The 25,639-nt window shown below is 58.2% G+C and carries 20 protein-coding genes; 13 read left to right on the top strand and 7 right to left on the bottom strand.

What is annotated here, in order from left to right; genetic code table 11:
• Window positions 1-6: 6 nt before the first annotated feature.
• Both L1F30_RS03840 and L1F30_RS03845 read right to left on the bottom strand, forming a co-directional pair.
• Window positions 7-672: a RimK/LysX family protein gene (locus tag L1F30_RS03840; RefSeq protein ID WP_253359640.1), complete on the bottom strand. Its 666-nt coding sequence runs from the start codon at window positions 670-672 to the stop codon at window positions 7-9.
• Between the two features lie 93 nt (window positions 673-765).
• Window positions 766-981, bottom strand: coding sequence for a hypothetical protein (locus L1F30_RS03845; protein ID WP_253359642.1), 216 nt, complete (start codon window positions 979-981; stop codon window positions 766-768).
• Window positions 982-1,168: 187 nt separating this feature from the next.
• Between L1F30_RS03845 and L1F30_RS03850 the strand changes: the two genes are divergently transcribed.
• On the top strand, window positions 1,169-1,897 hold the full coding sequence (locus tag L1F30_RS03850) for a hypothetical protein (RefSeq protein ID WP_253359643.1): 729 nt from the start codon (window positions 1,169-1,171) through the stop codon (window positions 1,895-1,897).
• A gap of 61 nt (window positions 1,898-1,958) precedes the next feature.
• On the opposite strand, the gene ppa is transcribed toward L1F30_RS03850, so the two are convergent.
• A complete protein-coding gene (gene ppa, locus L1F30_RS03855) occupies window positions 1,959-2,507 on the bottom strand; it encodes an inorganic diphosphatase (RefSeq protein WP_253359645.1) in 549 nt (182 codons plus the stop codon).
• A gap of 270 nt (window positions 2,508-2,777) precedes the next feature.
• Between ppa and L1F30_RS03860 the strand changes: the two genes are divergently transcribed.
• Window positions 2,778-4,799, top strand: coding sequence for a sodium-translocating pyrophosphatase (locus tag L1F30_RS03860; RefSeq protein ID WP_253359647.1), 2,022 nt, complete (start codon window positions 2,778-2,780; stop codon window positions 4,797-4,799).
• 197 nt (window positions 4,800-4,996) lie between these two features.
• On the opposite strand, the gene L1F30_RS03865 is transcribed toward L1F30_RS03860, so the two are convergent.
• Window positions 4,997-9,331: a response regulator gene (locus L1F30_RS03865; RefSeq protein ID WP_253359649.1), complete on the bottom strand. Its 4,335-nt coding sequence runs from the start codon at window positions 9,329-9,331 to the stop codon at window positions 4,997-4,999.
• Between the two features lie 380 nt (window positions 9,332-9,711).
• On the opposite strand from L1F30_RS03865, the gene msrA reads away from it, so the two are divergent.
• Complete coding sequence (msrA, locus tag L1F30_RS03870) at window positions 9,712-10,356, top strand: peptide-methionine (S)-S-oxide reductase MsrA (protein WP_253359651.1); 645 nt, start codon at window positions 9,712-9,714, stop codon at window positions 10,354-10,356.
• Window positions 10,357-10,430: 74 nt separating this feature from the next.
• On the opposite strand, the gene L1F30_RS03875 is transcribed toward msrA, so the two are convergent.
• Complete coding sequence (locus tag L1F30_RS03875; RefSeq protein ID WP_253359653.1) at window positions 10,431-11,693, bottom strand: 6-phosphofructokinase; 1,263 nt, start codon at window positions 11,691-11,693, stop codon at window positions 10,431-10,433.
• Window positions 11,694-11,919: 226 nt separating this feature from the next.
• Between L1F30_RS03875 and mpl the strand changes: the two genes are divergently transcribed.
• Both mpl and L1F30_RS03885 read left to right on the top strand, forming a co-directional pair.
• Entirely contained in the window at window positions 11,920-13,293 is a 1,374-nt protein-coding gene (gene mpl / locus L1F30_RS03880; RefSeq protein WP_253359655.1) for a UDP-N-acetylmuramate:L-alanyl-gamma-D-glutamyl-meso-diaminopimelate ligase, read from the top strand.
• Complete coding sequence (locus L1F30_RS03885; protein WP_253359657.1) at window positions 13,293-14,039, top strand: PP2C family serine/threonine-protein phosphatase; 747 nt, start codon at window positions 13,293-13,295, stop codon at window positions 14,037-14,039. The genes mpl and L1F30_RS03885 overlap by 1 nt, the downstream gene beginning before the upstream one ends.
• 289 nt (window positions 14,040-14,328) lie before the next feature.
• Here L1F30_RS03885 and L1F30_RS03890 read toward each other — a convergent pair whose 3' ends face one another.
• Entirely contained in the window at window positions 14,329-15,312 is a 984-nt protein-coding gene (locus tag L1F30_RS03890; RefSeq protein ID WP_253359659.1) for a 2-hydroxyacid dehydrogenase, read from the bottom strand.
• A 36-nt stretch (window positions 15,313-15,348) separates the two neighbouring features.
• Complete coding sequence (locus tag L1F30_RS03895; RefSeq protein ID WP_253359661.1) at window positions 15,349-16,188, bottom strand: FHA domain-containing protein; 840 nt, start codon at window positions 16,186-16,188, stop codon at window positions 15,349-15,351.
• Window positions 16,189-16,500: 312 nt separating this feature from the next.
• Between L1F30_RS03895 and L1F30_RS03900 the strand changes: the two genes are divergently transcribed.
• From L1F30_RS03900 to rodA, 8 genes are all read left to right on the top strand, one after another.
• On the top strand, window positions 16,501-19,077 hold the full coding sequence (locus L1F30_RS03900; protein WP_253359662.1) for an RND family transporter: 2,577 nt from the start codon (window positions 16,501-16,503) through the stop codon (window positions 19,075-19,077).
• Window positions 19,078-19,653 (top strand): LON peptidase substrate-binding domain-containing protein, encoded by a 576-nt coding sequence (locus L1F30_RS03905; RefSeq protein ID WP_253359670.1) that lies wholly within the window; start codon window positions 19,078-19,080, stop codon window positions 19,651-19,653.
• A gap of 93 nt (window positions 19,654-19,746) precedes the next feature.
• A complete protein-coding gene (locus L1F30_RS03910) occupies window positions 19,747-21,000 on the top strand; it encodes a glutamate-5-semialdehyde dehydrogenase (protein ID WP_253359672.1) in 1,254 nt (417 codons plus the stop codon).
• Window positions 21,001-21,648: a nicotinate-nucleotide adenylyltransferase gene (gene nadD / locus L1F30_RS03915; protein WP_253359674.1), complete on the top strand. Its 648-nt coding sequence runs from the start codon at window positions 21,001-21,003 to the stop codon at window positions 21,646-21,648. It begins immediately after the preceding gene.
• Between the two features lie 57 nt (window positions 21,649-21,705).
• On the top strand, window positions 21,706-22,044 hold the full coding sequence (gene rsfS, locus L1F30_RS03920; RefSeq protein WP_253359676.1) for a ribosome silencing factor: 339 nt from the start codon (window positions 21,706-21,708) through the stop codon (window positions 22,042-22,044).
• Entirely contained in the window at window positions 22,044-22,511 is a 468-nt protein-coding gene (gene rlmH / locus L1F30_RS03925; protein WP_253359677.1) for a 23S rRNA (pseudouridine(1915)-N(3))-methyltransferase RlmH, read from the top strand. The genes rsfS and rlmH overlap by 1 nt, the downstream gene beginning before the upstream one ends.
• A 92-nt stretch (window positions 22,512-22,603) precedes the next feature.
• Window positions 22,604-24,490 (top strand): penicillin-binding protein 2, encoded by a 1,887-nt coding sequence (gene mrdA / locus L1F30_RS03930; RefSeq protein WP_253359679.1) that lies wholly within the window; start codon window positions 22,604-22,606, stop codon window positions 24,488-24,490.
• Window positions 24,487-25,632, top strand: a complete 1,146-nt coding sequence (gene rodA, locus L1F30_RS03935; protein WP_253359681.1) for a rod shape-determining protein RodA — start codon at window positions 24,487-24,489, stop codon at window positions 25,630-25,632. The genes mrdA and rodA overlap by 4 nt, the downstream gene beginning before the upstream one ends.
• The last annotated feature ends 7 nt before the right edge of the window (window positions 25,633-25,639 follow it).

Raw genomic sequence — 25,639 nt, forward strand, 5'->3', positions numbered from 1 at the left:
GAAAAATCAATCGCGAATGGTGTAGGTTTTCGATACGTCGACCACTGCGTTGTCGGTTAGGAAATTGCGCCCTACCAAAAGTGGGAATTCAGCGCCTGTACCGTTGTGTAGCACAACGTCAATCTCTTCTTCGATATCGGCCAACTGCAGGTGTAGGGCGATCACAAGGCCTGTATCTGTGCCGTGTTGTTTGGCTTTGTTTTTTTGTACCACCGGGCGCTCTAACACTACCTCTTCGGTTTTGTCATTGGCTTTGAAATTGAATCTAACCCAACGTTTGCCTTCGCGCTCGAAAGGGATGATGTTGGTGGCGCTCAGGCTTGAAACTTCAGCGCCTGTATCTATGCGCGCACGCACCCGTAGATTGGGCGGGTCGAGTTTAATCCACTCGGCGGCACCAATAATCAGCAGTTGCTTTTCGCCGGCGCGGCCGTTGGCAATGGGTGTTTCCGCGGCCGGGGGGGCGGATACTTCGGGAGCGGCCAAGGATTCCGGCGCAGGGCAATCCTGGGTGACTTCGATGATTGTGGGCTCAGGGCAGGCAACGGGCTCGGGCGGCGCCGGGCAGGCGGGGGCCTCAACCTCGGCAGGCGTGACTACTTCGGGAGTTTGAAATAACTGACAGCCCCCCAAAAGCATGGGGAGTAGTACAACTAACAGCCTAAGTGACACAGCTACCTCGCGCGGCCAAAAGAGCTAAAGCTCTATTAAAGACGCCGAATTATAAGGGTTGCTGAGGTGACTGCAAGCGACCTGTGACGGGCTTCACAAACTATTTTGGCGGTGTCCGCGGCTCCAGTGCAACACCATTAAACGTTCGCGCAGCTGGTTGGCAAGCGACGCGATGGCTGCGGTGTCGGGCGGGCTGGCCTGCTGTAATTGGTGGATGCGTTGCTCAAGGCGACGCACCTCGGTGCCGATGCGGGATTCAGAGAGCTGGTTGTCGAGCGATTGATCCGCCACAAAGCGTGTGTACGCCATATGCATAGTCCTGATGCGGGCAGTGGCGTGTACCGCTGCCGGGTAATCCTTAAAACACCAGTGTAGCGAGGCTGCAGATTGCTGCTAGTGGCGAATGAAGGCAATGGTTGTCAGCTTTGGCTGACAGCCATTGCAACGGGGCTGACATTGGGCAAAACTGTTAACGTGTGATGAGGAGCCGGTGTAGATGAGTGAAGCGTTGTTTGACATTGTTTTTCGCGGTGATATTGCCCCGGGGCACAAGCTGCCCGAGGTGAAGCAGCGAATGGCAACCCTGTTCAAGCGTGAGGCCGCCCAAATTGAGGGGTTGTTTACCGGCAGCCCCGTGCCCCTTAAAAAGTCCATCGATCACGCCAGTGCCGAGAAGTACCAGAAGGTGTTGGCGCAAGCCGGTGCCCTGGTGGAAATTCGCCCGGCCGGCACCTTAAAAACCGAGGCCGCCCGGGCGCCCGCTGCACGCGCGCGCCCGGCGCGCGCACCAGAGGCTGCCGGGCCCGCCAATGAGCCTGCTGCAAAGCCTGCGGTTGCCAAGCCCGCTGTAGCGGCGTCAGCTGCCGCAGGCTTAAGCCTTGCGCCGGTTGGAGGCGACATTCTCACGCCCGATGAGCGCAATGCCACGGCTGTGCCCAAGGCTAATGTGCAGCCGCTAAGCGCAGATCTGCGCCCACTCGATGGCCCGCTGGTAGATGCCCAGGAAATTGACCGGGCCGCGCCCGTTGCTGTGCCGGAATTGGATTTTGATATCGCAGAGGCCGGTGCCGATTTGATCGAGCCGCAGTATCGGCAAGCGCCTGAAGCCGTGGCGGTGGCAGATTTGGCAGTGGAGTTGGCACCGCCGGGTGCTGATTTGGGCCAGGTGCCGAAAGAGGTGCCACCGCCGCCGCCCGATACCAGCGGCATCACCCTGGCAGATTAAGGGCAGCTGCAGTCAGACACAAAAAAGGCCTCCAGTGGAGGCCTTTTTCATTGCGCAAGTTTTAGAAACGGGGCTTTTCGGGCTCGTCTTCGTAGCGCTTAACGGAATCGATGATTTCCTGGCGGGCGGCTTCAGGGCCTTCCCAGCCTTCAATTTTCACCCACTTGCCAGGCTCCAGATCTTTGTAGTGCTCAAAGAAGTGGGCGATTTGGTTGAGGGTAATTTCCGGCAAATCGCGCACAGATTCCACGTTTTTATACAGCGGGGTGATTTTGTCGTGGGGTACGGCAACCAGCTTGGCGTCTTCACCGGATTCGTCGGTCATTTTCAAAACGCCGATAGGGCGGCAGCGCACCACAGAGCCTGGAATCAGCGCCAGGGGCATAATTACCAGCACGTCTACCGGGTCGCCATCGCCACACAGGGTGTGCGGCACGTAGCCGTAGTTGCAGGGGTAGTGCATGGCGGTACCCAGCATGCGATCTACAAAAATGGCACCGGAGTCTTTATCGACTTCATATTTGATGGGGTCGCCGTTGAGCGGGATTTCAATAATGACGTTGATATCGTCAGGCAGGTTTTTGCCCGAGGGCACCAGATGCAGGCTCATAACACTATCCACTAGAGAGCTAAAAATTGGGGCGCAGAGTCTATCACAAGGTGTGCTTTGTACAAACGTTGTACAGGCGGTTTCTGCAGTATTTGCCGGGGCGGGCGGGAGGTCCTACTATTGGCTGCAGTGGCCGAGTTACCTGTGAGCAATCCGGTGTACCCCGTCAATCGGCCACTTACATCTGGATGTACAGCAGTCGCTGATTGACGGGTTTTCGATGTAGCAGTACCAGGTTGGCCCAAACGATAACAATTACGAGGGTTTTCTATGGACGTCCTGCTGTTGCCACCCCTGTTCGGGCTGGCTGGATTATTTGTCGCTTTTATCATCTACCGCATCATTGTTTCCTACCCTGCAGGTGAAGGCACTGTGGCAGAAATTGCCGCGCTGATTCACAAGGGGGCGATGGTGTTCATGCGCCGTGAATACACCATTCTGGGGGTGTTTCTGGTGATTGTTACAGTGCTTTTGGCCTACGGCTTTGGCAGCTGGCGCACGCCCACGGCCTTTGTGGTGGGCGCACTTTGCTCGGCCATTGCCGGCTACATCGGCATGTTCACCGCCACGCGGGCCAATGTACGCACCACCGTTGCCGCCAAAAATGAAGGCGCGGCCACAGCCTTAAGCGTGGCCTTTTACGGCGGCTCGGTCATGGGGTTGGCGGTGGCTTCAATGGGCCTGCTGGGTTTGGGCGCACTGTATTTGCTGTTTGGTGGCAATCCTGCGCATGCCGAGGCCATTCACGGGTTTGGCATGGGGGCCTCAACCGTTGCACTGTTTTCCCGCGTGGGGGGCGGCATTTTTACCAAAAGTGCCGATGTGGGCGCAGACCTGGTAGGCAAGGTGGAGGCCGGTATTCCCGAAGATGATCCGCGCAACCCCGGCGTGATTGCCGACAACGTGGGTGACAACGTCGGTGATGTGGCCGGCATGGGCTCTGATATTTTTGAATCCTACTGTGGCTCGATGATTGCCACCATTGCCATTGCCGCTGCCATGACGCTGGTGCAGGTTGAGCAGCTGGCGGTCAGCCGGGAGGCCTTGATGTTTGCGCCGCTTGCGCTCGCCTCGCTCGGCCTGTTGTGCTCAATAGCCGGCATTGTGGTGGTGCGCCTGTGTGCAGCCAGCGCACCGGCCATGGCGCTGCGCTCTGGCACCATTGGCGCCACGGTGATCTTGATTGCCTCGGCCTATGGGCTCTTGAGCTGGCAGGGCATTAGCAGTGCCGTCTGGTGGTGTGTGGTATTTGGTGCGGTGGGCGGCATTTTTATCGGCCTGGTTACCGAGTACTACACCGGCGGCAAGCCGGTGCGCGTGATCGCCAAGGGTGGTGAAACCGGGCCTGCCACGGTGATGATCGCGGGCCTGGCAACCGGCATGGAATCGGTAGTGGTGCCGGTGCTGGTGATTGCCGGCATCATCTACGCCACCGCCGCCATATTGCCCGAGGGCGTGGGCGTTTACGGCGTGGGCATGGCGGCGGTGGGCATGTTATCCACCGTGGGTATTACCATGGCCATCGATGCCTATGGGCCAGTGGCCGACAACGCCGGCGGCATTGCCGAGATGGCAGACCTGGGCGAGGAAACCCGCAAAATAACCGATGGCCTGGATGAAGTGGGTAACACCACGGCAGCCATTGGTAAGGGGTTCGCCATTGGCGCGGCAGGCCTTGCGGCGCTGGCCATTATTGCTGCGTTTATTGCCACCGTTGAAAAACACGTGCCCGGATTTGCCTTGCGCATTGATGATCCGAAGGTACTCATGGGCATGTTTTTAGGCGGTATTTTCCCGTTTATTGTGTCGGCCATTACCATGCGCGCCGTGGGTGAGGCCGCTTTCGATATGATCAAGGAAATCCGCCGGCAGTTTAAGGAGATTCCGGGGCTCATGGAGGGCACGGCAAAACCGGATTCTGATCGCTGTATTGATATCGCAACCCAGGCAGCCCTCAAGCGCATGATATTGCCGGGCGTGCTGGCTGTGGCGTCACCCGTGCTTGTGGGTTTTATTCTGGGGCCGCAGGTGCTCGGTGGTTTGCTTGGTGGGGCGCTGGTGTCTTGCGTGCTGCTGGCGCTGACCATGGCCAACGCCGGCGGCGCCTGGGACAACGCCAAAAAGTATGTGGAAAAGGGCAACTTTGGCGGCAAGGGCTCAGATGTGCACAAGGCCGTTGTGGTGGGCGATACCGTGGGCGATCCGTTTAAAGATACCTCGGGCCCGGCCATGAACATCCTGATTAACGTCATGGCGATTGTGAGCCTGGTTATCGCGCCCTTGTTGGGTTAATGCCTTGTTGTATGAAGTTGTTTGATATTGTTTAAGGCTGATTGATAGCCATTAAGTGCAGCCTCAAGGTTTGCGTGCAGCCCTGGGGCCTTTCCCTTCTTTTGCACGCCTTTTCAGGTTCACTTCACAAATTTGTGCATAGATGCTTTGCCCAAATTCTTGCTCTACAGGCTGGGGTACATGCAGATCGCCGGTGGTTACTTTACATCTGCGGTGGTATTCACGCCCAGGGTTTTCAGGTTGTTGAGCAGTTGCTCCCAAGCCTTGGTTAGCGAGAAAAATTGGGCGGGAATTTTGGCCAGCTCCGGCTTGGCTTTGCGCAAGTTGTTGTCGAGCTGGGTGCAGGCCTCATAGACCCGCTGGGCACCCAGGTTGCCGGAAACACCTTTCAGCGAATGGGTTAACTGGTGCGCCTTATGGTAAAGCTGTGCTTGCAGCAGTTGGTCAAGTGAGGGCAGCAAATCCTGGTAGCTGGCCACAAAATCTTCCAACAGGCGCAGGTACAGTTCTTCATTGCCGGTGCAATTGGTGAGCCCGCGCCGGGTATCCAGCCCGGGTAGTGTGTTGTCTGTGTGGTTAAACACTGCAGCCGCAGCTGTTTGATCAATGTGGGGTTCGGTGGTGCCGGTGTGGCTGGTGGCAGGTGCCTCACAACCGTGTTTGGCCAGCCAGTGGCAGACGGTGGCCAGCGCATTTTCAATATTAATGGGCTTGGTCAGGTAGGCGTTCATGCCGTTGCTCAGGCAGCGCTGCTCGTCGTCACGGAAGGCGTTGGCAGTCATGGCAATAATGGGCAGGGTGTAGCCTTTGGCGCGCAGTAGTTGGGTGGCCGATTCGCCATCCATCACCGGCATTTGAATATCCATGAGCACCAGATCAAAGGTGTGTTGTGTGACTTTGTTAACCGCAGCCTGGCCGTCACCGGCAAGGCTTACATCAAAGCCTGCGGTTTCAAAAATTTCGCGGGCGATTTCCTGATTGATATCGTTGTCTTCCACAATCAGAATGCGGGCGCCGCGAAATTTCTCTGGCACGCTTAAGCTGGTAATGGCTGAGGGGCGGGCGAGTTTGCGATTGTTGGCAGGCAGTGTGAGCTGGGTCAGTGCGTCCCACAGTTCAGAGCCGCTCACGGGCTTAAACAGCAACGCGTCGGCGCCGGCATCGCGCGCCATATCCGAAGATTGTGCCTGCTGCTCGGCGTTTAGCATTACAATAATTGGTGGGCGCTGGCCGTTGCTTGCGGCATCAATTTGGGTAATTAAATCGGTGCCAGCCACACCTGATTGTTGCCAGTCTAATAACACTATGTCGAATTTTTGGCCGTCGTTGAGCTTTACCAATGCTTGCTCACCGCTTTGGCAAGTCACCAGTTGATGATCTGATTCGCCAAGTAATAACTGCAAAATATCTGTGGTTTGCGCTTCGGTTTCCACCAGCAATATAGAAAGCCCGCGCAGTTGGTCTGGCCCGCGTGCCTGGGTGCCGTGTTCTTCATCACAGGTAAAGGTCAGCTGAAAGCTGAAGCGGCTGCCGCGGTTGGGCTGGCTTTCAACCAAAATGCTGCCGCCCATCAGGTTTACCAGCTCCTTGCAAATGCTAAGGCCCAGACCCGTGCCGCCGTACTTGCGGGTTACGCTCGCATCGGCCTGGGAAAAGGCCTTGAACAATTGTGCTTGCTGATCCTGCGTAAGGCCGATGCCGGTATCGGCTACAAAAAATTCCAGCGTCACCTGGGCGCTTTCTGCCCGGACAAATTTGGTGCCCAGGGTAATGTGGCCTCGCTCGGTAAATTTAGTGGCGTTTGAGCAAAGGTTGGTGAGAATCTGGCTGATGCGCAGTGGGTCGCCGTAGAGGTTGGCGGGTACTCTTGGGTCTATGTCGAGCAAGAAATCTACGCCCTTTTCCTGTGCGCGCAACGCCGTCATCTGGCTGATGGCTTCAAGCGAACTTTCAAGGTTGAAGGGAATGTTTTCTATTTCCAGTTTGCCCGCCTCAATTTTAGAGAAATCCAGTACGTCGTTGATAATGCCGAGCAGGGTATGCGATGAATACTCGATGGTTTTCAGGTAGCGCGACTGTTTACCGTCGAGCTTGGTGCGCAGCGCCAGTTGGTTCATGCCAATAATGGCGTTTAAGGGGGTGCGAATTTCGTGGCTGATGTTGGCCAAGAAGTTCGACTTTGCCTGGTTGGCTTCCTCTGCCACGCGCTTGGCTGTTTCCAGTGCTTGCTGTTGTTCCAGGCGCACGGTTACATCGCGCAAAATAAAGGTGTAGTTCACAAGCCCGTGGGTGGTGTTGCGGCTGATAGAAATCTCTGCCCGCACCGTTTGGCCGGATTGATGTATCAAATCAATTTCACGGGCCGCTTGCGGTGGCTCCATGTTATCCAGCAATTCGAGATCTGCGCGCAGCAGTTTTGCATTGGCGGGGCTGAAGCATTCGAAAATACTGCGGCCTATGGCGTCTTCCTGACTGTAGCCCAAAAGCAATTGGGCCGCGGGGCTATACAGGGTAATGGTATAGAGGTTGTTGCAGGAAATAATGCCGTCGGCGGCCCCACGGATAATATCATTTAGCCGTTCGCGCTCGCGATCCAGCTCCCGCGTGCGCTCGGTAACCAGTGAAGACAGTTGACGCCTGTGGGCAGCCAGCTCTTCCTCTACGTTTTTGCGCTCGGTAATGTCCGATAAAAAGCCTTCGGTAATGACTTCGCCGTTGACTTCAAATATGCGGCCCCTGGCCCAAAGCCATTTGGTGGGCGAGGTGTTTGCCAAGCGAAATTCCAGCTGGTAGGGCAAGCCGCTGGTGAGCGATGACCGAATGCGTTCGTTGGTGCGGGCGCGATCTTCGCTGAATACGATGTCTTTGAAAAAGGTGGTTTGCTGCTCGATGAGTGTGCTCGAACTCTTGCCCAGTAATTCTATGCTGCCATGGCTGATGTAGGTGATCTCCCAGCCGGTGGGGCCTAGCTTGCAGCGGTATACCGCGCCTGGAAGGTTGCCCATAAGGTTGGCTTGAAAGCGGTCGCGTTCGTTGAGCTGTTGCTCGGTTTCAAGGCGCTGGGTGATGTCTATGCCGCTGGTACCAATGGCGTAAATTACTCCCCGGTCGTTGCGAATGGGGAATTTGGTGATGATAAACGTACGTTTTTTTGTGTCGTCTTGCAGCATGGCCTCGTAGGTGAAGGCGTCTTTATCGCGCAAGAGCACATCGTCTTCCTGATCAATAAACAACTGGTGGCGTTGGCTCAAGAGTTCACGGTGAAAGGGCAGGTGTTTGCTGGCAGATTGTTCGGCCGCCCACAGCGGGAGAAGCCTGCGATCAAAACCAAACACGTCGGCGGCTTCGCTGTTGGCAAACAGCACCCGGCCATGTAAATCGCGAATATAAATAAACGCCGGCGTGTTATCTAAAATGGACGACTTTTCACGGTAGTACTGCTTGATTTTTTGCTTGCTGAGTTTATCGGTAATGGTGAGGTACAAAATGATGACCACACTGATGCCGGTAATCAGCAGCAGTACCCACATAAAGAGGTGGTAACTGTGCAGGGCTTCCTCTGCATCCATCTTTACGCCGAAGCCCAGGTTGAGCTCGTCATCCCAAAGCCAGGCGCCTACTACGGTGATGCCGCGGTAATCGCGGTAGCCCGATAAATTGGCACCGCGGCCATTGGCAATAGCCGATTGCACCGTTTGGGTGAGCGGTAAATCGGCCGGCTCTATCAACCCTTTGGGCCTTTCGCGCAGGTCGCGCAGAGGGTCTAGCAGTGACAGCTCAAGCACCGAGGTCGATCGCTGCGTTAATCCCAGCGCCGGCAGATCATTTAAAAAGCGGCTTTCGCTCAGCAGTTTGCCCGCGCGGTTAAACATAATAACTTCGCCGCTTTGCCCGAAGTTCAACTGTGAAAGCAGTGGTGTAAAGTCGGCCAGCACATCGATGCGCAAGCCCAGCAGGGCGATAATTTCACCCTCTGCATTGGCGATGGGGGCCAGGCCAAATTGGGTGGGCCAGCCGCTGACGCTGCGCCCGGCGCGATTTTTCAGCGGCAGGTCTGCACGCATGGGGTGGGTAATAACGGCCTCGCCCGCCAGGGCTTGTTGAAAGGCGTGTGGCTGGCTAACAAGGGGCGAGGGCAGGCCAATCAGCTCTGGGCGATCGGCGCTTAGCAGGGTTTTGTCGGGGCGAATAACAATAAAGCCGCGATTGGGGCTCACGCGCAAAAAGGGTGTGAACAGTGTTTTGAGAGCGTCGTGTTTTGCAGCTGAATTACCCGGTGGGCTTTGGGTGTCGGCGTCAAGCAGTGCCTGAACGAGGGCGGCCACCCTTGGGTGTTGTGCCCACGTACTGACCTGGCGCAATTCTGTGTCGCGCCAGCGGTGCATGGCGTTATTGGCAATAAGCAGGCGGTGCTCCAGCTCGGCCTGCAGCTGCTGGTGAATGGCTGCGCGCAAAAAATAGCTGCCCATCACCGCGGCTGCGGTAAGCACGCAGAGGGTAATAATTGTTGTTGTTCGCTGCCGGGCCTGCATTCGCTGCCTTAATAAATTTTGGTGGGCCAAAAACCTTTGTGGGCATTGCGCGTAAAAATGTGCCTAAGGGCTGCGCTGCGGTCAATCATTATTGTGCTTTGGGGTGCCTGACCCGCCCTTTTGCGGGTAGCCTTAGTGCGCTTGGGTCACGGGCCTGCTGTTGACTGGTTATTTCCCCGCGTGTACCCCACGCCTGTTGTACCTACGCCTGTACCTGTACCTACGCCTGTAGCCCACGCCTGTACCTTAGGTGATTTGAGTGGCCGTGTGAATGTTTAACGCTGCCCGTAACATCAAGCCACACGCCCACTCTAAGGCAGGCGGCATTAAGATAAGCCGCCATTGGGAATTTTTAACAGGTAATTTAATTGGAGCAGCGAATGATACAGGCACACCCTGGGCGACCTTTCCCGATAATTCAGCTGTTGATGGCCATGGTGTTGTGGGCGGGATGCGCAGGCGGTGCGCGGGCTGATGATGCACCTCTGGCGCGCGAGTTGCCCGCCCGCGCTGAGGCGGTGTTTGCCGGAGGTTGCTTTTGGTGTATGGAAAAGCCCTTCGACGATTTACCGGGCGTGATCTCTACCACTTCGGGCTACATGGGCGGCCACGTAAAATCGCCCACCTATAAACAGGTAGCCGCCGGGGGCACCGGCCATGCGGAAGTGGTGCAGGTGATTTTTGACCCGACCCAGGTGAGCTATGAAGATCTTTTGGCGGTGTTTTGGCGCAATGTGGATCCCTTTGATGCCAATGGCCAGTTTTGCGATAAGGGCAGCCAATACCGCGTGGCAGTCTTTTTTAAAGATGCCGCCCAGCGCGACGCAGCCCGTGCGAGCATAGAGGCGCTGCAACCCAAGTTTGAGGCACCCATAGTGACCACCCTAGAGCCCTACGCCACCTTTTACCCCGCCGAGGCCTACCACCAGGATTACTATCTGAAAAACCCTTTGCGCTATCGCTACTACCGCCATGGCTGCGGGCGCGATCGCAGGCTAGAGGCCATTTGGGGGCAGGCAAAATAAACTGCTTGAAACAACACGGCCCCGCCGGGGCGGGGCCGTGTGGATAGACTTTGGATTAGCGTGCAAGGCGAGCCCTACACCTTGAATTCGGTGGCAAGTTTCTTGGCCACTTTTACCTTTTTCAAGCGCGCGTAAACGGGCATGCCGTTTTTGTAGGGCGGGTAGTCTTCGCCCTGAATTAACGGGGCTAAATACTCGCGCGCTTTTTCGGTGATGCCAAAGCCGTCTTTGGTGATGAAATCGCGCGGCATCATGCGCTCGACATTGGCCACCTTATCTAGCGGGGCATCGCTGATGCTCCAGCTGTAGCGTTTGCCCTTGCCGCGCACAATGGCCGCCATCACGCCGCTTTTGCCGGCCACGGCCATTTCCACGGCGGCTTTGCCCACGGCATAGGCCTGCTCTACATCGGTACCCGAGGCAATGTGGCGGGCCGCGCGCTGCAGGTAGTCGGCCAGTGCCCAGTGGTATTTAAGCCCCAGCTCACTGCGCACCATGCTGGCCAGTGTGGGGGCCACGCCGCCCAGCTGCTTGTGGCCGAAGGCATCCACGGTGCCGGAGTCTGCCAGGAAGCTGCCGTCGGCGTATTGCGCACCCTCCGAGGCCACAATGGCGCAATAGCCGAATTTCTTCACGCACTCATCAACGCGCTTTAGGAACTTGGCTTTATCGAAGGCGATTTCCGGAAACAGAATAATGTGCGGGGCATCGCCCTCTTCTTGTGCCGCCAAGCCGCCGGCGGCGGCAATCCAGCCGGCGTGGCGGCCCATCACTTCAAGAATAAAAACTTTGGTGGATGAATCGCACATAGAGGCCACATCAAGCCCCGCCTCTTTAATGGACACCGCCACGTATTTGGCAACAGAGCCAAAGCCCGGGCAGTTGTCTGTGAGCGGCAGGTCGTTATCCACGGTTTTCGGAATGTGGATGGCCTGAATGGGGTAGCCCATGGTTTCAGACAGCTGGCTTACTTTCAGGCAGGTATCGGCTGAATCGCCGCCGCCGTTGTAAAAGAAGTAACCGATGTTGTGGGCCTTGAAGACTTCAATCAGGCGCTCGTATTCGGCGCGGTTTTGCTCAAGGCTTTTAAGTTTGTAGCGGCAGGAGCCAAAGGCGCCCGAGGGAGTGTGCCGCAAGGCGGCGATGGTGCTGGGCGTTTCTTTGCTGGTGTCGATCAATTCTTCGCGCAGTGCACCAATAATGCCGTTGTGGCCGGCGTAAACTTTGCCGATGGTATCTTTGTGCAGGCGCGCGGTTTCAATTACGCCGCAGGCACTGGCATTGATGACTGCTGTCACTCCGCCAGATTGTGCGTAAAAGGCATTTTTCTTAGCCATGAAGTGGGTTCTCGTCGTCTCGTGTTGAAGGTGGATCGTCTGTGCGATCTCTATGCGATCTGTGCCGCTTGGTGGGGCCGCATGATACTGGAGTTGCCCCGTGAATGCAGTGAAAAATCGCGCCCAACGCCGTGGATTCTGCGTTGTGCACACGCCCTCGGCATAGGTTAGTTCATGGGTGCGTGTTAAGCTTCGGCAATTTATTAACAGCACACACAAGGCAGTTATGCACGTTCACATTCTGGGTATTTGCGGCACGTTTATGGGCTCGTTGGCGCAACTGGCAAAAGCCCAGGGCCACCGGGTGAGTGGCTGCGATGCCAATGTCTACCCGCCCATGAGCGATCAGCTTATGCAGGCCGGCATCGATGTGATTGAAGGCTTTGCCCCCAGCCAGTTAACGCCTGCGCCCGATTTGGTGGTGGTGGGTAACGCCATGAGCCGGGGCAACCCGGTGGTGGAAGCGCTTTTGGAAACCACCATTCCCTATACCTCTGGCCCGCAGTTTTTACGCGATCACCTGCTCGACGAGCGCTGGGTGCTGGCGGTGGCCGGCACCCACGGCAAAACCACCACCAGCGCCATGCTGGCCTGGGTGCTGGAATACGCCGGCATGGCGCCGGGCTTTCTCATTGGCGGGGTGCCGGCCAACTTTGGCGTGTCTGCACGGCTCGGCGATAGCCCGTTTTTTGTGGTGGAGGCCGATGAGTACGACAGCGCTTTCTTTGATAAGCGCTCCAAGTTCGTGCACTACCGTGCCCGTACCTGCATCTTGAATAATCTGGAATTCGATCACGCAGATATCTTCCCGGACCTTGCGGCCATTGAGCGGCAATTCCACCATTTGGTGCGCACGGTGCCGGCCCATGGGCGCATTATTGCGCCGGCAGCCGACGCCAATCTGGCACGGGTGTTGACCCAGGGGTGTTGGAGTGAACAGCAAAGCACCGGCGCCAGCGGCTCGGCCGCGCACTGGCAGTACACGCTGCTGGATGAGGCCGGTTCGCACTTTCGCGTAAGCCATCAGGGGGAGGCGGTAGGCGAAGTGCACTGGCCGCACACGGGCTTGCACAATGTGCAAAATGGCCTGGCCGCCGTTGCCGCCGCCCACCACGTGGGCGTCACGCCCGATGTAGCACTGGCAGCACTGAACGGGTTTGCCGGTGTAAAGCGGCGTATGGAGTTATTAGGCGAGGTAGACGGCTGCCGGGTGTACGACGATTTCGCCCATCACCCCACGGCCATAAAAACCACGCTTGCAGGCCTTCGGGCCAAGGTGGGCGAGGCGCCCATTGTGGCCGTGGTTGAACCGCGCTCGAACACCATGCGCGCGGGCGTGCACAGGGCGAGCCTGGCTGCCGCTGCCAGCGATGCAAGCCGGGTGATCTGGTTCCAGCCGCCAGGGGTAGATTGGGATTTGCACACGGTGGCGGGCGAATCTGGCGTGCCGGCTGAGGTGGTGGCCGATCATCAGGCTTTGGTTGAGCGCTTGGTGGCGCTGGCGGCGCCTAACAGCCATATTGTGATTATGAGCAATGGCGGGTTTGGCGGTGTGCACCAGCGTTTGATGCATGCCTTGCAAAACCGGGAGAGCGGCTAATGCAGGTGCAGGTGGGCGGGCATACAGACAGAGGCGGGCGCGATCACAATGAAGACGCCGTAGATTGGCTGCAAGATCCTGCCAAGCAGTGGGCCCTGGGCTTGGTGGCCGATGGCATGGGTGGTTACACCGGCGGTGAAGTGGCCAGCACGCTTGCCCTGGAGGTATTTCTCTACCGCTTGCAGGGCTGGCTGCCCACCGCACTGAACGCTGATAACGACGCCGTGCTAGAGCACTTGTTGCAAGCTGCCCGCGCCGCCAATGCGCGCATTTATTCAGAGCAGGCCGCCCAGCCCCAGCTGGCACGCATGGGCACTACGTTATTGTGTGGTTTCGCCTGGGCTGACCATCTTGCCCTGTTACACGCTGGCGATTCACGCTGCTACCGCTGGCGTGAGCAAGTATTGGCACGCCTGACACGCGATCACACCTACGTAGAGGCCCTGCGTGCCAGTGGCGAAATAAGCGAGCAACAAGCGGCCACGCACCCCAAAAAGCATGTGCTCACCCGCGCGCTGGGCGCGCCCGATGAGTTTGATTTCAGCGCAGCCCTGCACCGCACGCAACCGGGCGACAGGTATGTGCTGTGCAGCGACGGAGTGTCGAATGCGCTGAGCTCGGCCGATTGGCGCCGCTGCCTGGCGCAGCCTGCGGCGCCTGCGGTGATTGCCCGCGCGTTAATCGCTGCCGCCAAGCAGCGCGGTGCCGACGACAATGTGTCGGCGGTGGTGTTGGCGCTGGGCTGACACAGATCGCGGGCGGGTATTAGGTCTTGCCGGGTTTCTGTGGGCCGGCCGCGATTACAGGTTCGGCGTGGCTTCCAGTGCCAAAACCTAGCAGTTGCAAAACCCAGCGTTGCGCCAACACCTGGCTAATATTGAACTTCAAACCTGTGGCCCAGCAGTGGCCCTTGTGCCAGTGCGCCCCAACCTTTCCGTCAACCGCTTTCATCCATTGGCCGCAGCCCGCAACCTGGGCTCGCTTTATGTGTTTATTGGCTCAGTGTGGCCCTATAGCGGCGGCCCAAGGCGGGCCTTAGGCCACGCGATTTACTGGCGCTCCGCTTAAATAGCACTGAATGTTGTTGGTCAGAATATCCACCAGATTCTGGCGCGCCTCGCGGCTTGCCCAGGCGGTGTGAGGGGTGATGATCAGGTTTGGAATATCACCTGCCAGCAGCGGGTGGTCGGCGGGCGGTGGCTCTTGGCTCAGAACGTCTAACCCCGCACCACCTAGGGTGCCGGCGCGCAGTGCCGCAGCCAGGGCGGGTTCGTCTACCAGCCCCCCGCGCGCGCAGTTGATGAGCAGCGCACCGGGTTTCATTTGGGCAAGTGTTGCGGCGTTGATCAGCTTGGCGGTGGCCTCGGTGAGCGGGCAGTGCAGCGAGATGACATCGGCACTGGCCAGCAGTGTGTGAAATGCCACCCGGCCCTCGGGTACCTCCTTGCTGCCCGGGCGTGCGCTGATGATTACCTCCATGCCGAGTGCCCTGCCCAGTTGGGCGAGCTGTTGGCCCAATACGCCATAGCCCACAATGCCGAGGGTCTTGCCGGCAAGTTCCATAATGGGGTAGTCGAGCAGGCAGAAAAACGGGCTGCGGCTCCACTGGCCGTTTACCGCCGCCTGGCTGTAGGCGGGCATCTTGGTGGCGAGCGTGAGCATCAGCATCAGGGCGTGCTGCGCCACCGAGCGCGGCCCGTAGTTCACCACATTGCACACGGTTATACCCTGGCGCTTGGCGGCGTCTAAATCTATGTTGTTGGTGCCGGTTGCGGCCACGCAAACCAGCTGCAACTTGGGCAGCCTGGCCAAAAGTTCGGCGTTAAGCTCTACCTTGTTGGTGATTACAATCTCTGCGTTCAGCAGGCGTTCGTGCACCTGGTGCGGTGCGCTTGCACCATGGCACTGCCAGTGGGGCAGGGTGGCGAGCAGGGGCGCCAGGTTGAGGTCTTCGGGGCCGAGGCTGTCGGCATCGAGCAATACGCCACGGGTAGGGGCGGAGCGGGTGGGTGTTGCCATTGATTCGCCTTATTTATTCAGGGTAAGGCTCGCGAGCTAGCCCCACCATTTCAAAATGGTGCCCAGGTAAAACCCCGCCGCGCCGAGCAGCGCAATAATAATCAACCAGGCGAGTACGTGGCCGTGTTTCTTGGGTGCCGGTTCTTCGCGGTTGCCGGGGGAGGTGGGCTTGGTTTTCCAGTGTTTCGGGTCTGTGGAGACGGTTTTGCGCTCGCGGATGGCGCTTTCCGACAGGCTCTGGCGCAAGCGGGTACTGCCGGTGGTCATGCCTGGGCCCACTACGCGAAAGCTGTACACATCAAAGCGCAGGCGGTCGCCCGGTACCAGGCGTATGGGTTGGTTGGCTTCTATGCGGTGGTCGTTTACAAAGCTGCCGTTGGCAGAGCCCAGGTCGCGGATGCGCAGCTGGTTTTCATGCAGTTCAAACTCGGCGTGTTGGCGCGAAAGGTGGGTGCCGGGAATGACGATTTCACATTGCGCGCCGCGGCCAATGGCCGACACACCCGGGGCAATGACGAACTCCTGGCCAGACAACCAGCTCGAGTCGCTCACCAGGCACCAGCGTTTGGCCATGTGGGTGTTATCGGTGGCCAGGGCGTCATCTGGCCCCAGCACCACAAGCTCGGCAGTGCCCAGGCGAATGGTATCGCCGGGGAAGAGTTCACGCTCGGTGACGCGCTGGCCATTCACAAAACTGCCCGACTGGCTGCGGTTGTCGCGCAATACCAGGTGGTTGTTCTGGGTGATCAGCCGTGCGTGATGGGGCTCGGCCCCGGTGGCCACCAGCGTGCAATCGGCGGCGCTGCCGAGCACCACGTTTTTTTCTGCGACCCAATGGGAGTCGCCGGATTGACCTTTGAGCTGAATTTTATACATGCCAACCAAGTGCCAGTGCGCGTGAGTCGTCTATCAAGACGGCGATGAGCGGCGATTATAACCGAAAATTATGAGATAGCTGCCGCTTTGCCCAGGCAATTGCAGGGTGGGCTCATCTACAGCAGTGGTAATGCCGTACCAGCTAGTACAAGGCGGCAAGCCGGGCCTTGAAACGCGTGAGGGGCACCACCATATGGGCAGGCACACACCGGCCCGCGCCATCTGGGGATAAAATTTAAACGCCAGTTTAAATTTGGCCTGCTAGGCACCATAATGTCGGCCTCAAGGACGGCTAACAGCTGCAGACTATTCATGACTGATTTCTTATACCGCCTGTATCACAGGCTCGTTATCTTACGCCCGCGCACAGCGCTTGCCCTTGTTGTGCTGATACTGGCGGGCCTGGCTTCTGGTTTGCCCAATTTTAAGCTGGATGCCTCGGCCGATTCGCTCACCCTGGAGCAAGACGCTGCCGTGGATTACTTTCGCGAAATCAGCAAGCGCTACCAGTCGGGCGATTTTCTGGTGGTCACCTACAAACCGTCTGCGCCCTTGATGTCTGATGCGGTGTTGGCAGAACTTGAGCAGCTGCAAAATGCGCTCGCCGAAGTGCAGGGCGTGGTGAGTGTCAACAGTATTTTGAATGTGCCGCTGCTCTATAGCCCGCTTATAGGTATGGGAGAGCTGGCCAACCCGCCCACCCTGGCCGAAGGGGATGTGGATCGCGAGCTTGCCCGGGCGGAGTTTTTGCAGAGCCCTGTTTACAAAGAGATGCTGCTTGGGCCAGACGGCCAAACCACGGCGCTGCTGTTAAATCTGGCCGTCGATGAAACCTACATAGCCCTGGTGCGCGAGCGCGACCGGCTGCGCCAGCTGGCGCGCGAGGGCAGCATTACGCCGGCACAAGCGCAACAGCTTCGGCAGGCAAGTGCAGAGTTTCTGGCCTACCGAACCGCCGAGGCTGAAAAGGCCGCCGCCCGCGTGGCCCAGGTGCGCTCTATAGTGGCAGGCTACAAAGGCGGCGCGCAGATTTATCTCGGCGGTGTCACCATGATTACCGCCGATATGATCGCCTTCATCAAGAGCGACCTGTTGGTGTTTGGCTCCGCTATTTTGGTTTTCATTGTGGTGCTGATGACCATCATCTTCCGCAACTGGGTGTTTGTGGTGTTGCCGCTGATGACCGCCGTAGGCGCGGTACTCGCCATGCTGGGTTGGTTGAGCTGGGTAGACTGGCGCCTGACGGTGATCTCTTCAAACTTTGTGGCATTGCTGCTGATTATTGGCCTTGCCATTACCATTCATTTGGTTGTGCGCTACCGCGAGCTGGCCGCCCACCAGCCTGATGCAACCCAGCAACAGCTGGTGGAAGCCACCGTACAGTTGATGTTCAAGCCCATTGTGTACACCGTGCTCACCACCATGGTGGCCTTTGCCTCCCTCGTGGTAAGCAACATTCGCCCGGTGATGGATTTCGGCTGGATGATGGTGATTGGCCTCTCTGTGGCTACCTTGCTTGCGTTTGTGATCATTCCCGCAGGCCTCATGTGGGCTGGCCGGGCGCGCTTGGCGGCGGCAGCCAAAGCCGACGACAACCCCGCCTTTACCCTGATTTTTGCCCGCTTTACCGAGCGTTACGGCGCCTGGGTGCTCACGCTGGCCCTGCTGTTGGCAGTGGTAGCCGGTGTGGGCATCAGCCAGTTGAAAGTGGAAAACCGCTTTATTGATTACTTCCGCTCATCCACGGAAATCTATCAGGGCATGACTGTGATCGATCAGAACCTGGGCGGCACCGCCACCTTGGACATTCTGCTTGAAGGCCCGGCGTCGGAACCGCTGGACGACAATGCCGCGGCAGACCCTTTCAATGAGGTAGACGCCTTCGACACGCCCGATCCCTTCGATGCGCCAGAGCCCGTGATTGAGGCAGATCCCTTTGCCGAGGTGGACCCATTCTCCGAGCAAAACCCCAATACCCAGGCCCGTGAAAGCTACTGGTTTACCGGGGCCGGCCTCACCCAAATTGAACAGCTGCACGACTACCTGGAGACCCTGCCCGAGGTGGGTAAGGTGCAGTCTTTGGCCACGGCCTATAAAGTGGCGCGCGATATCAACGGGGCACCGCTCAACGATTTTGAACTGGCCGTGTTGCGCCAATCCTTGCCAGAGAATGTTTACAAATTGTTGGTGGCGCCTTATCTGTCGGCCGAACACAATCAGGCGCGCATCACCTTAAGGGTAAAAGAAACAGACCCGAACCTGCGCCGGGCTGAGTTGATCGAAAAAATTCGCACTCGCGCCACCGACGGCACCATGGGCTTCGCGCCCGAGCAGGTGAGTTTCTCGGGCGTACTGGTGCTTTACAACAACATGCTGCAAAGCCTGTTTCACTCGCAAATTGTGACCTTGGGCGCGGTGTTTCTGGGTATTGCGTTGATGATGAGCCTGCTGTTTAGAAGCCTTTTGTTGGCCTTGGTGGGCATTTTGCCGAACCTCTTGGCCGCAGCTGTAGTGCTGGGCGCCATGGGCCTTGCAGGCATCGCGCTGGACATGATGACCATCACCATTGCTGCCATTGTGGTGGGCATAGGTGTAGATAACACCATTCACTACATGCACAGGTTCCGCCACGAGTTTGCCGCCTGCGGTGAGTACCTGCCCGCGATGCATCGCGCCCACGGCTCTATCGGCCGGGCGCTGTTTTACACCTCGGTGATTATTATTCAGGGCTTCTCGATTTTGGCGCTGTCTAACTTTATTCCTTCGGTGTACTTCGGCCTGTTGACGGCGCTCGCCATGCTGGCGGCTATCCTTGCGGCCCTCACACTCTTGCCCAAGCTGATTTTGGTGTTGAAGCCCTTCGGTGCCGAAGCGCCCAGGGCGGCTTAAATGACCGAGCTGTTGCCGATATTTCCGCTCTCGCAAATGCCGCTGCCCGGTGTGCGTTTGCCCTTGCGGATTTTCGAGCAGCGCTATCTCTCGATGATCAGCCGCCAGCTGCGCGCAGGCGCGGGCTTTGTGGTGGCACAAATCTACGAGGGTGCCGAAGTGGGCCAGGCCAGTTTCTTCCCGCTGGCGGTAGAGGTGGCCATAGTGGATTGGGATCCATTGCCCGATGGCCTTTTGGGCCTGACCATTGAAGGCCGCCAGGTGGTGCGCATTCACGCCCATCAATCCGAGCCGGATGGCTTGGTGCAAGGCCAGTGTGAGCGTTTGGGCGAGCAGCGCTCAGAGGAGCCGCTGGACGATTGGGATGGCCTGCTGGATGTGCTGTCGCAGCTTAAATCCCACCCCAGTGTGGCAAGCCTCGCGCTGCCCGAGGTGACCGATGCCAACGCCCTTGGTTGGCAGCTGCTGCAACTGCTGCCCCTTGAGGCCAGCGCCCGCCAGAAGGCACTGCCACTGTCGCCAGCCGATCGCCTTGTGTGGCTCTCTACCGTGATAGATAGCCTCAGTTCAGAGTAGTTTTGCCGAAGTTGGCACCACAATCCCCTCGGTTTTCGTCCAAACCCTAAAATCGGTATAATGCGCGTCCCGCAATAAAAGGTTTTTAAGTTAATGGATATACAAAGCTACATGCACACCCTGGGTAAACAAGCCCGGGCCGCCAGCCGCATCTTGGCCGGTGCCGACACCGCCCTGAAGAATTCGGCCCTGCTGGCCATCGCCGATGAACTGGCGAACGCCCGCGAGCAGTTAGCTATTGAAAATACCAAAGACATGGATGCCGGGCGCGCCAACGGCCTGGAGGCCGCCATGCTCGATCGCCTGGCGCTAACCCCGCAGGTGATTGACGGCATGATGGAGGGTCTGCGCCAAGTGGCCGCGCTGCCGGACCCCTGCGGTGAAATCAGCGATATGAGTTATCGCCCCTCGGGCATTCAGCTCGGCAAGATGCGCGTGCCGTTGGGCGTGATTGGCATCATTTACGAGAGCCGCCCGAACGTGACCATCGATGCCGCAAGCCTGTGCCTGAAATCCGGCAACGCCACTATCTTGCGTGGCGGCAGTGAGGCCATTCATTCCAACCGCGCCATCGCCGCCTGTATTGCGCGCGGGCTTGAAAAGGTGGGCCTGCCGGCGCACTGCGTGCAGGTGGTAGAAACCACCGACCGCGCAGCCGTTGGCGAGCTGATTACCCAAAAAGACTATGTGGATGTGATTGTGCCCCGTGGCGGCAAGGGCTTGATTGAGCGCATCAGCGCCGATGCCCGCGTGCCCGTTATCAAACACCTGGACGGCATTTGCCACGTGTACATTGATGATCGCGCCGATCTCGACATGGCGTTCAACATTGCAGTGAATGCGAAAACCCACCGCTACGGCGTGTGTAACGCCATGGAAACCCTGCTGGTACACGAGGGTGTGGCCTTTGAAATTCTGCCGCGCCTGGCTGAGGCCTATGGCGCCAAAGGTGTTGAGTTACGCGGTTGCGAGAAAACCCGCGCGGTAATTGATGCCCAGGCGGCCACCGATGAAGATTGGGCCACCGAGTATTTGGCACCTGTGTTGTCTATTAAAGTGGTGGCCGACATGGCCGATGCCATGGCCCACATTGATCAATACTCCTCAGGCCACACCGAGGTGATTGTGACCGAAGACTATGGCCGCGCTCACACCTTTGTGCGCCAGGTAGATTCCAGCTCGGTGATGGTGAACGCCTCCAGCCGCTTTGCCGATGGTTTTGAATATGGCTTGGGCGCCGAGATCGGTATTTCTACCGATAAGTTGCACGCCCGGGGCCCGGTGGGCCTTGAAGGTTTGACCTCACAGAAATGGATTGTGTTCGGCACAGGCCAGGTGCGCCAGTAAGTGCAGCGCCTGGGGGTGCTTGGCGGCACCTTTGATCCGATTCATCTCGGTCACCTGGCCCATGCCGAGGCGGTGCGCCAGCAGCTGGCACTCGATGAGATGCGGCTGATGCCCGCGCACATTCCGCCGCACCGGGCGAGCCCCCAAGTGGACGCCCGGGTGCGTGCAGAACTGGTGCGTTTGGCGCTGGCTGACTACCCTGAGTTAACACTCGATACTCGAGAACTCGATCGCGCTACTCCCTCTTACACTGTGGATAGCCTGGCGGCGCTGCGTGAAGAGCTCGGGCCGGATGCCGGCCTCTACTTTGTGATGGGTATGGATTCGCTCTGTGCGCTGAATCGCTGGCACCAATGGCGGCGTTTAACGACGCTTGCCAACCTGGTGGTGGTGGCGCGCCCCGGTGCCTGCGCGCCGGGGCCCGGCACGGCGGTGGGCGATTGGCTGCTACAGGTGCAGTGCGATCAGCAGGCAATACTGGCACGGCATGCCGGCGGTGTATGGCTGATGGCCGAGGCCCTGGTGCCGATTTCGGCCACCCAGGTGCGCGCAGCCCTACAGGCGGGTAAGCCTGTGGATCAATGGCTAAGTGCACCGGTAGTAGATTACATTCGCGCCCATAACCTGTACGCTGCGCGCCCCGAATAACCCAGGCACTGCCCGCCTGCGATGACAATAGCTTTTACAACACTGGAACCGTAGCCCATGGCTGACAACCTGAACGACATTATTATTAGCGCCCTGGAAGACACCAAGGCCCGCGATATCGTAACCCTGGACGTGCGCGAGCTGTCAGACGTGATGGACACCCTGATTATTGCCAGCGGTACTTCGTCGCGGCATGTGAAATCACTTGCCGATCACGCCATTGAAGAAACCAAAAAGCACGACATCCGCCCCATTGGTGTGGAGGGCATGGATGCACCCGAGTGGGTGCTGGTGGATTTCGGCGATACGGTATTGCACCTGATGATGCCCGCCACCCGCGAGCTGTATGATCTGGAAAAACTCTGGTCGATGAAGCCGAGCGATCGCCAGCAATAATGCGCATCCGATTGATCGCCGTGGGCACCCGCATGCCCGATTGGGTGCAAAGTGCCTACGGTGAATACGCCAAGCGCTTGCCGCGCGAGCTGTCTTTGGAGTTGGTTGAAATTCCCTTGGGCCCGCGCAATAAATCCAGCTCAACTGCAAATGCCATTGCCAAAGAGTCGGCGGCCATTTTGGCGGCCATTGGCGAGGGCGATAGGGTGATTGCCCTGGAGGTCAAAGGCAAAGACTGGTCTACCGAGCAGCTGGCCCAGCAACTGGCCAAGTGGCAAATGGATGGCGGCAATGTGTCGTTATTGGTGGGCGGGCCAGATGGCTTATCCGATGAGTGCCGCGCGCGCGCCGATGTGCACTGGTCGCTTTCGCGCTTAACACTGCCGCACCCGTTGGTGCGGGTGTTGTTGTCTGAACAGATTTACCGCGCCTGGACAATTCTCGCCAATCATCCCTACCACAAGTAGCGGAATTTTTTCTTTACGCTGCGGTCTCAAACCCAGAAGTGGCGTGAATTGTGGTAACGTTGCGCGGGTTTCACCATAAAAACAGCGACTGAATGTCAGACCATCTGCAAATAAAAGATCACCACCGCGAGGCAAGAATTTTTGCCCGTCGGGTTGGGGTCGCTGCCGTTCTGGTGTTGGGTTTGCTCACGGTGGTGTTTCTGCGCTATTACCGCCTGCAAATTATCGAACACGACGATTACGTTACCCGCTCAGACCGCAACCGCGTGCAGGTGCAGGCCATCCCGCCCACGCGCGGCCTTATCTACGATCGCCACGGCCGCCTGCTGGCCGATAACCGCCCCAGTTACACCCTTTCCGTTGTGCGCGAGCAAACCGATGATCTTGAGCAAACCCTCGCGCGCATTCAGCAAATGGTGGCCATTGACGACGAAGACCTGGCCACTTTCCGCGAACGGGTAAAACAGCGCCGCCGCCCCTACGAGGCCATTCCGCTGCGCTACCGTTTGACCGAGGATGAAATTGCGCGCCTGGCGGTGAATGAATACCAGCTTGACGGTGTAGAGGTAAGTGCCGAACTGGTGCGCCATTACCCGCTGGGCGAGTTGTTTGCCCACAGTATCGGTTATGTAGGGCGCATTAACGAGCGCGAGCTCGCTGGGTTTGACGAAGAACAATACGCCCGCTATTCCGGCACCCACACCATCGGCAAGCTGGGGCTTGAGAAGTTTTACGAATCGCAGTTGCTCGGCCAGGTAGGCAGCCAGCACGTAGAAATTAACGCCCGTGGGCGCATCTTGCGCGTGCTTGATTACAACCCGCCCGAAGCCGGCGAAAACCTGACCCTGCACATTGATGCCGATTTACAGCTGGTGGCGCACCAGGCGCTGGGCGATATGCGCGGCTCGGTGGTGGCCATTGAAGTGGCCACAGGCGGGGTGGTGGCGATGGTGTCTACGCCTGCCTTTGACCCCAATTTATTTGTGACCGGCATCAGCTTTGCCGATTACAAGGCGCTCAATGAAAGCCGCGATTTGCCGCTGTTTAACCGCACCTTGCAAGGCCAGTATCCGCCGGGCTCTACCTTGAAACCCATGTTGGCCCTGGCCGGGCTGCACTACAAGGTGGTTGATGCCAACTACAGCGTGCGCGACCCGGGTTTCTACCAGCTTGAAAACGACGAGCGTTTCTACCGTGATTGGAAGAAGGGCGGTCACGGCGCGCGAGTAGCCTTGCACACGGCCATCGAACAATCGTGCGATGTGTATTTTTATGATTTGTCGTTTCGCATGGGCATAGATCGCATGCACGAATTCGGCAGCCACTATGGTCTGGGCCAATCATCCGGCATAGATGTGCCCCACGAACGCACCGGCATTTGGCCCTCCAGAGCCTGGAAGCGCAAGGCCCGGGGCCTGCCGTGGTTTCCTGGCGACAGCTTGAACGTGGGCTTGGGGCAGGGCGCCGTATTGGCCACGCCCATGCAGCTGGCCGTAATGACTGCCACGCTGGCCGATAAAGGCATCAGGCGCAGGCCCCAGTTGGTGCAGCGCGTGGGCAACGAGGTACACGAGCCAGAAGTATTGAGCCATCAGCAAGTGGATACCAAAGACTGGTTGATTATCGACAAGGCCATGGAGGCCGTGGTGCACGGTGTGCGCGGCACGGCCCAGGGCATTCGCAAGGGCGGCCTGGATTACCGCATTGCCGGTAAAACCGGTACCGCCCAGGTGATTGGCATTGCCCAGGATGAAGAGTACGACGCATCAAAAATTGACGAGCGGCTGCGCGATCACGCGCTGTTTGTGGCCTTTGCCCCGGCCGAGGCGCCAAAGCTTGCGGTTGCAGTGGTGGTGGAAAACGGTGAGCACGGTTCATCTACCGCAGCACCCATTGCGCGCAAGGTATTTGATGCCTACCTCAAAGGCGCGCCCCAGGCGTCTGGTTCCGTATGGCTTGGCAATGGAGGGCAGCCGTGAACAGTGGTGATTTCAGGCGGCGCATGCCCGAGGCGCACGCCGATTTGCGCCGTAAAACCGGTGTGCTGCAATCGCTGCACATAGATTTGCCCTTGCTGGTGTTGCTGCTCACGCTCAGCTGTATCGGCCTGGTGGTGCTCTACAGCGCCGCCGGTTCCGAGCTGCACTATGTGAAACGCCAGGCGGTGTTTTTTGTGCTGGGCTACATCGGCATGTTCATTGTGGCGCAAATTCCTCTGGCCATGATGCAGCGCTGGTCGCCCTGGGTGTACGCCGGCGGTTTGATTTTATTGGTGCTGGTTTTGGCCGTGGGCACCGGTGCCAAGGGGGCCCAGCGCTGGCTGGGCATTGGCGGTTTTCGCTTTCAACCGTCGGAGATTCTGAAGCTTGCTGTGCCTGTGTTGCTGGCAGCCTATCTTGCCCGCCGCGTGCTGCCACCCACCTTCAAACACATCGCCTGGGCGCTGGTGTTAATTGCCTTGCCCACGGTGCTGATTTTAAAACAGCCCGATCTCGGCACGTCGCTGTTAATTGCGCAGTCGGGCTTGATTGTGTTGTTTTTTGCGGGCCTCGGTTGGCGCTACATCCTGGGTGCCATGGTGTTGGTGGCCTCGGCGCTCTACCCCATGTGGCAGTATGTGATGCACCCCTACCAAAAGCAGCGGGTACTGACGTTGCTGAACCCGGAAGACGACAAGCTCGGCGCCGGTTGGAACATTATTCAATCCAAAACCGCCATTGGCTCTGGCGGTTTGGAGGGCAAGGGCTGGTTGTCCGGCACCCAATCGCACTTGAACTTTCTGCCTGAAAGTCACACGGATTTCATTATTGCGGTACTGGCCGAAGAATTCGGCTTGTTGGGCGTCATATTATTGATGTTGCTCTATGTCTTTATTATTGCGCGTGGCTTTATGATAGCCGTCAAAGCGCAGGATTCGTTTGGCCGGCTGCTGGCCGGCGCGCTCACTTTTACGTTATTTGTGTATGTGTTTGTAAACATGGGTATGGTGGCGGGCCTGTTGCCCATTGTGGGCGTGCCGCTGCCGCTGGTCAGCCACGGTGGCACCTCGCTGCTTACGCTCATGGCGGGTTTTGGTGTGCTCATGGCCATCAGTACCGAGCGGCGGCGCGTGACCCTTTAGCCCGCAA

Source organism: Simiduia sp. 21SJ11W-1 (genome assembly GCF_024138675.1).
Lineage (GTDB): Bacteria > Pseudomonadota > Gammaproteobacteria > Pseudomonadales > Cellvibrionaceae > Simiduia.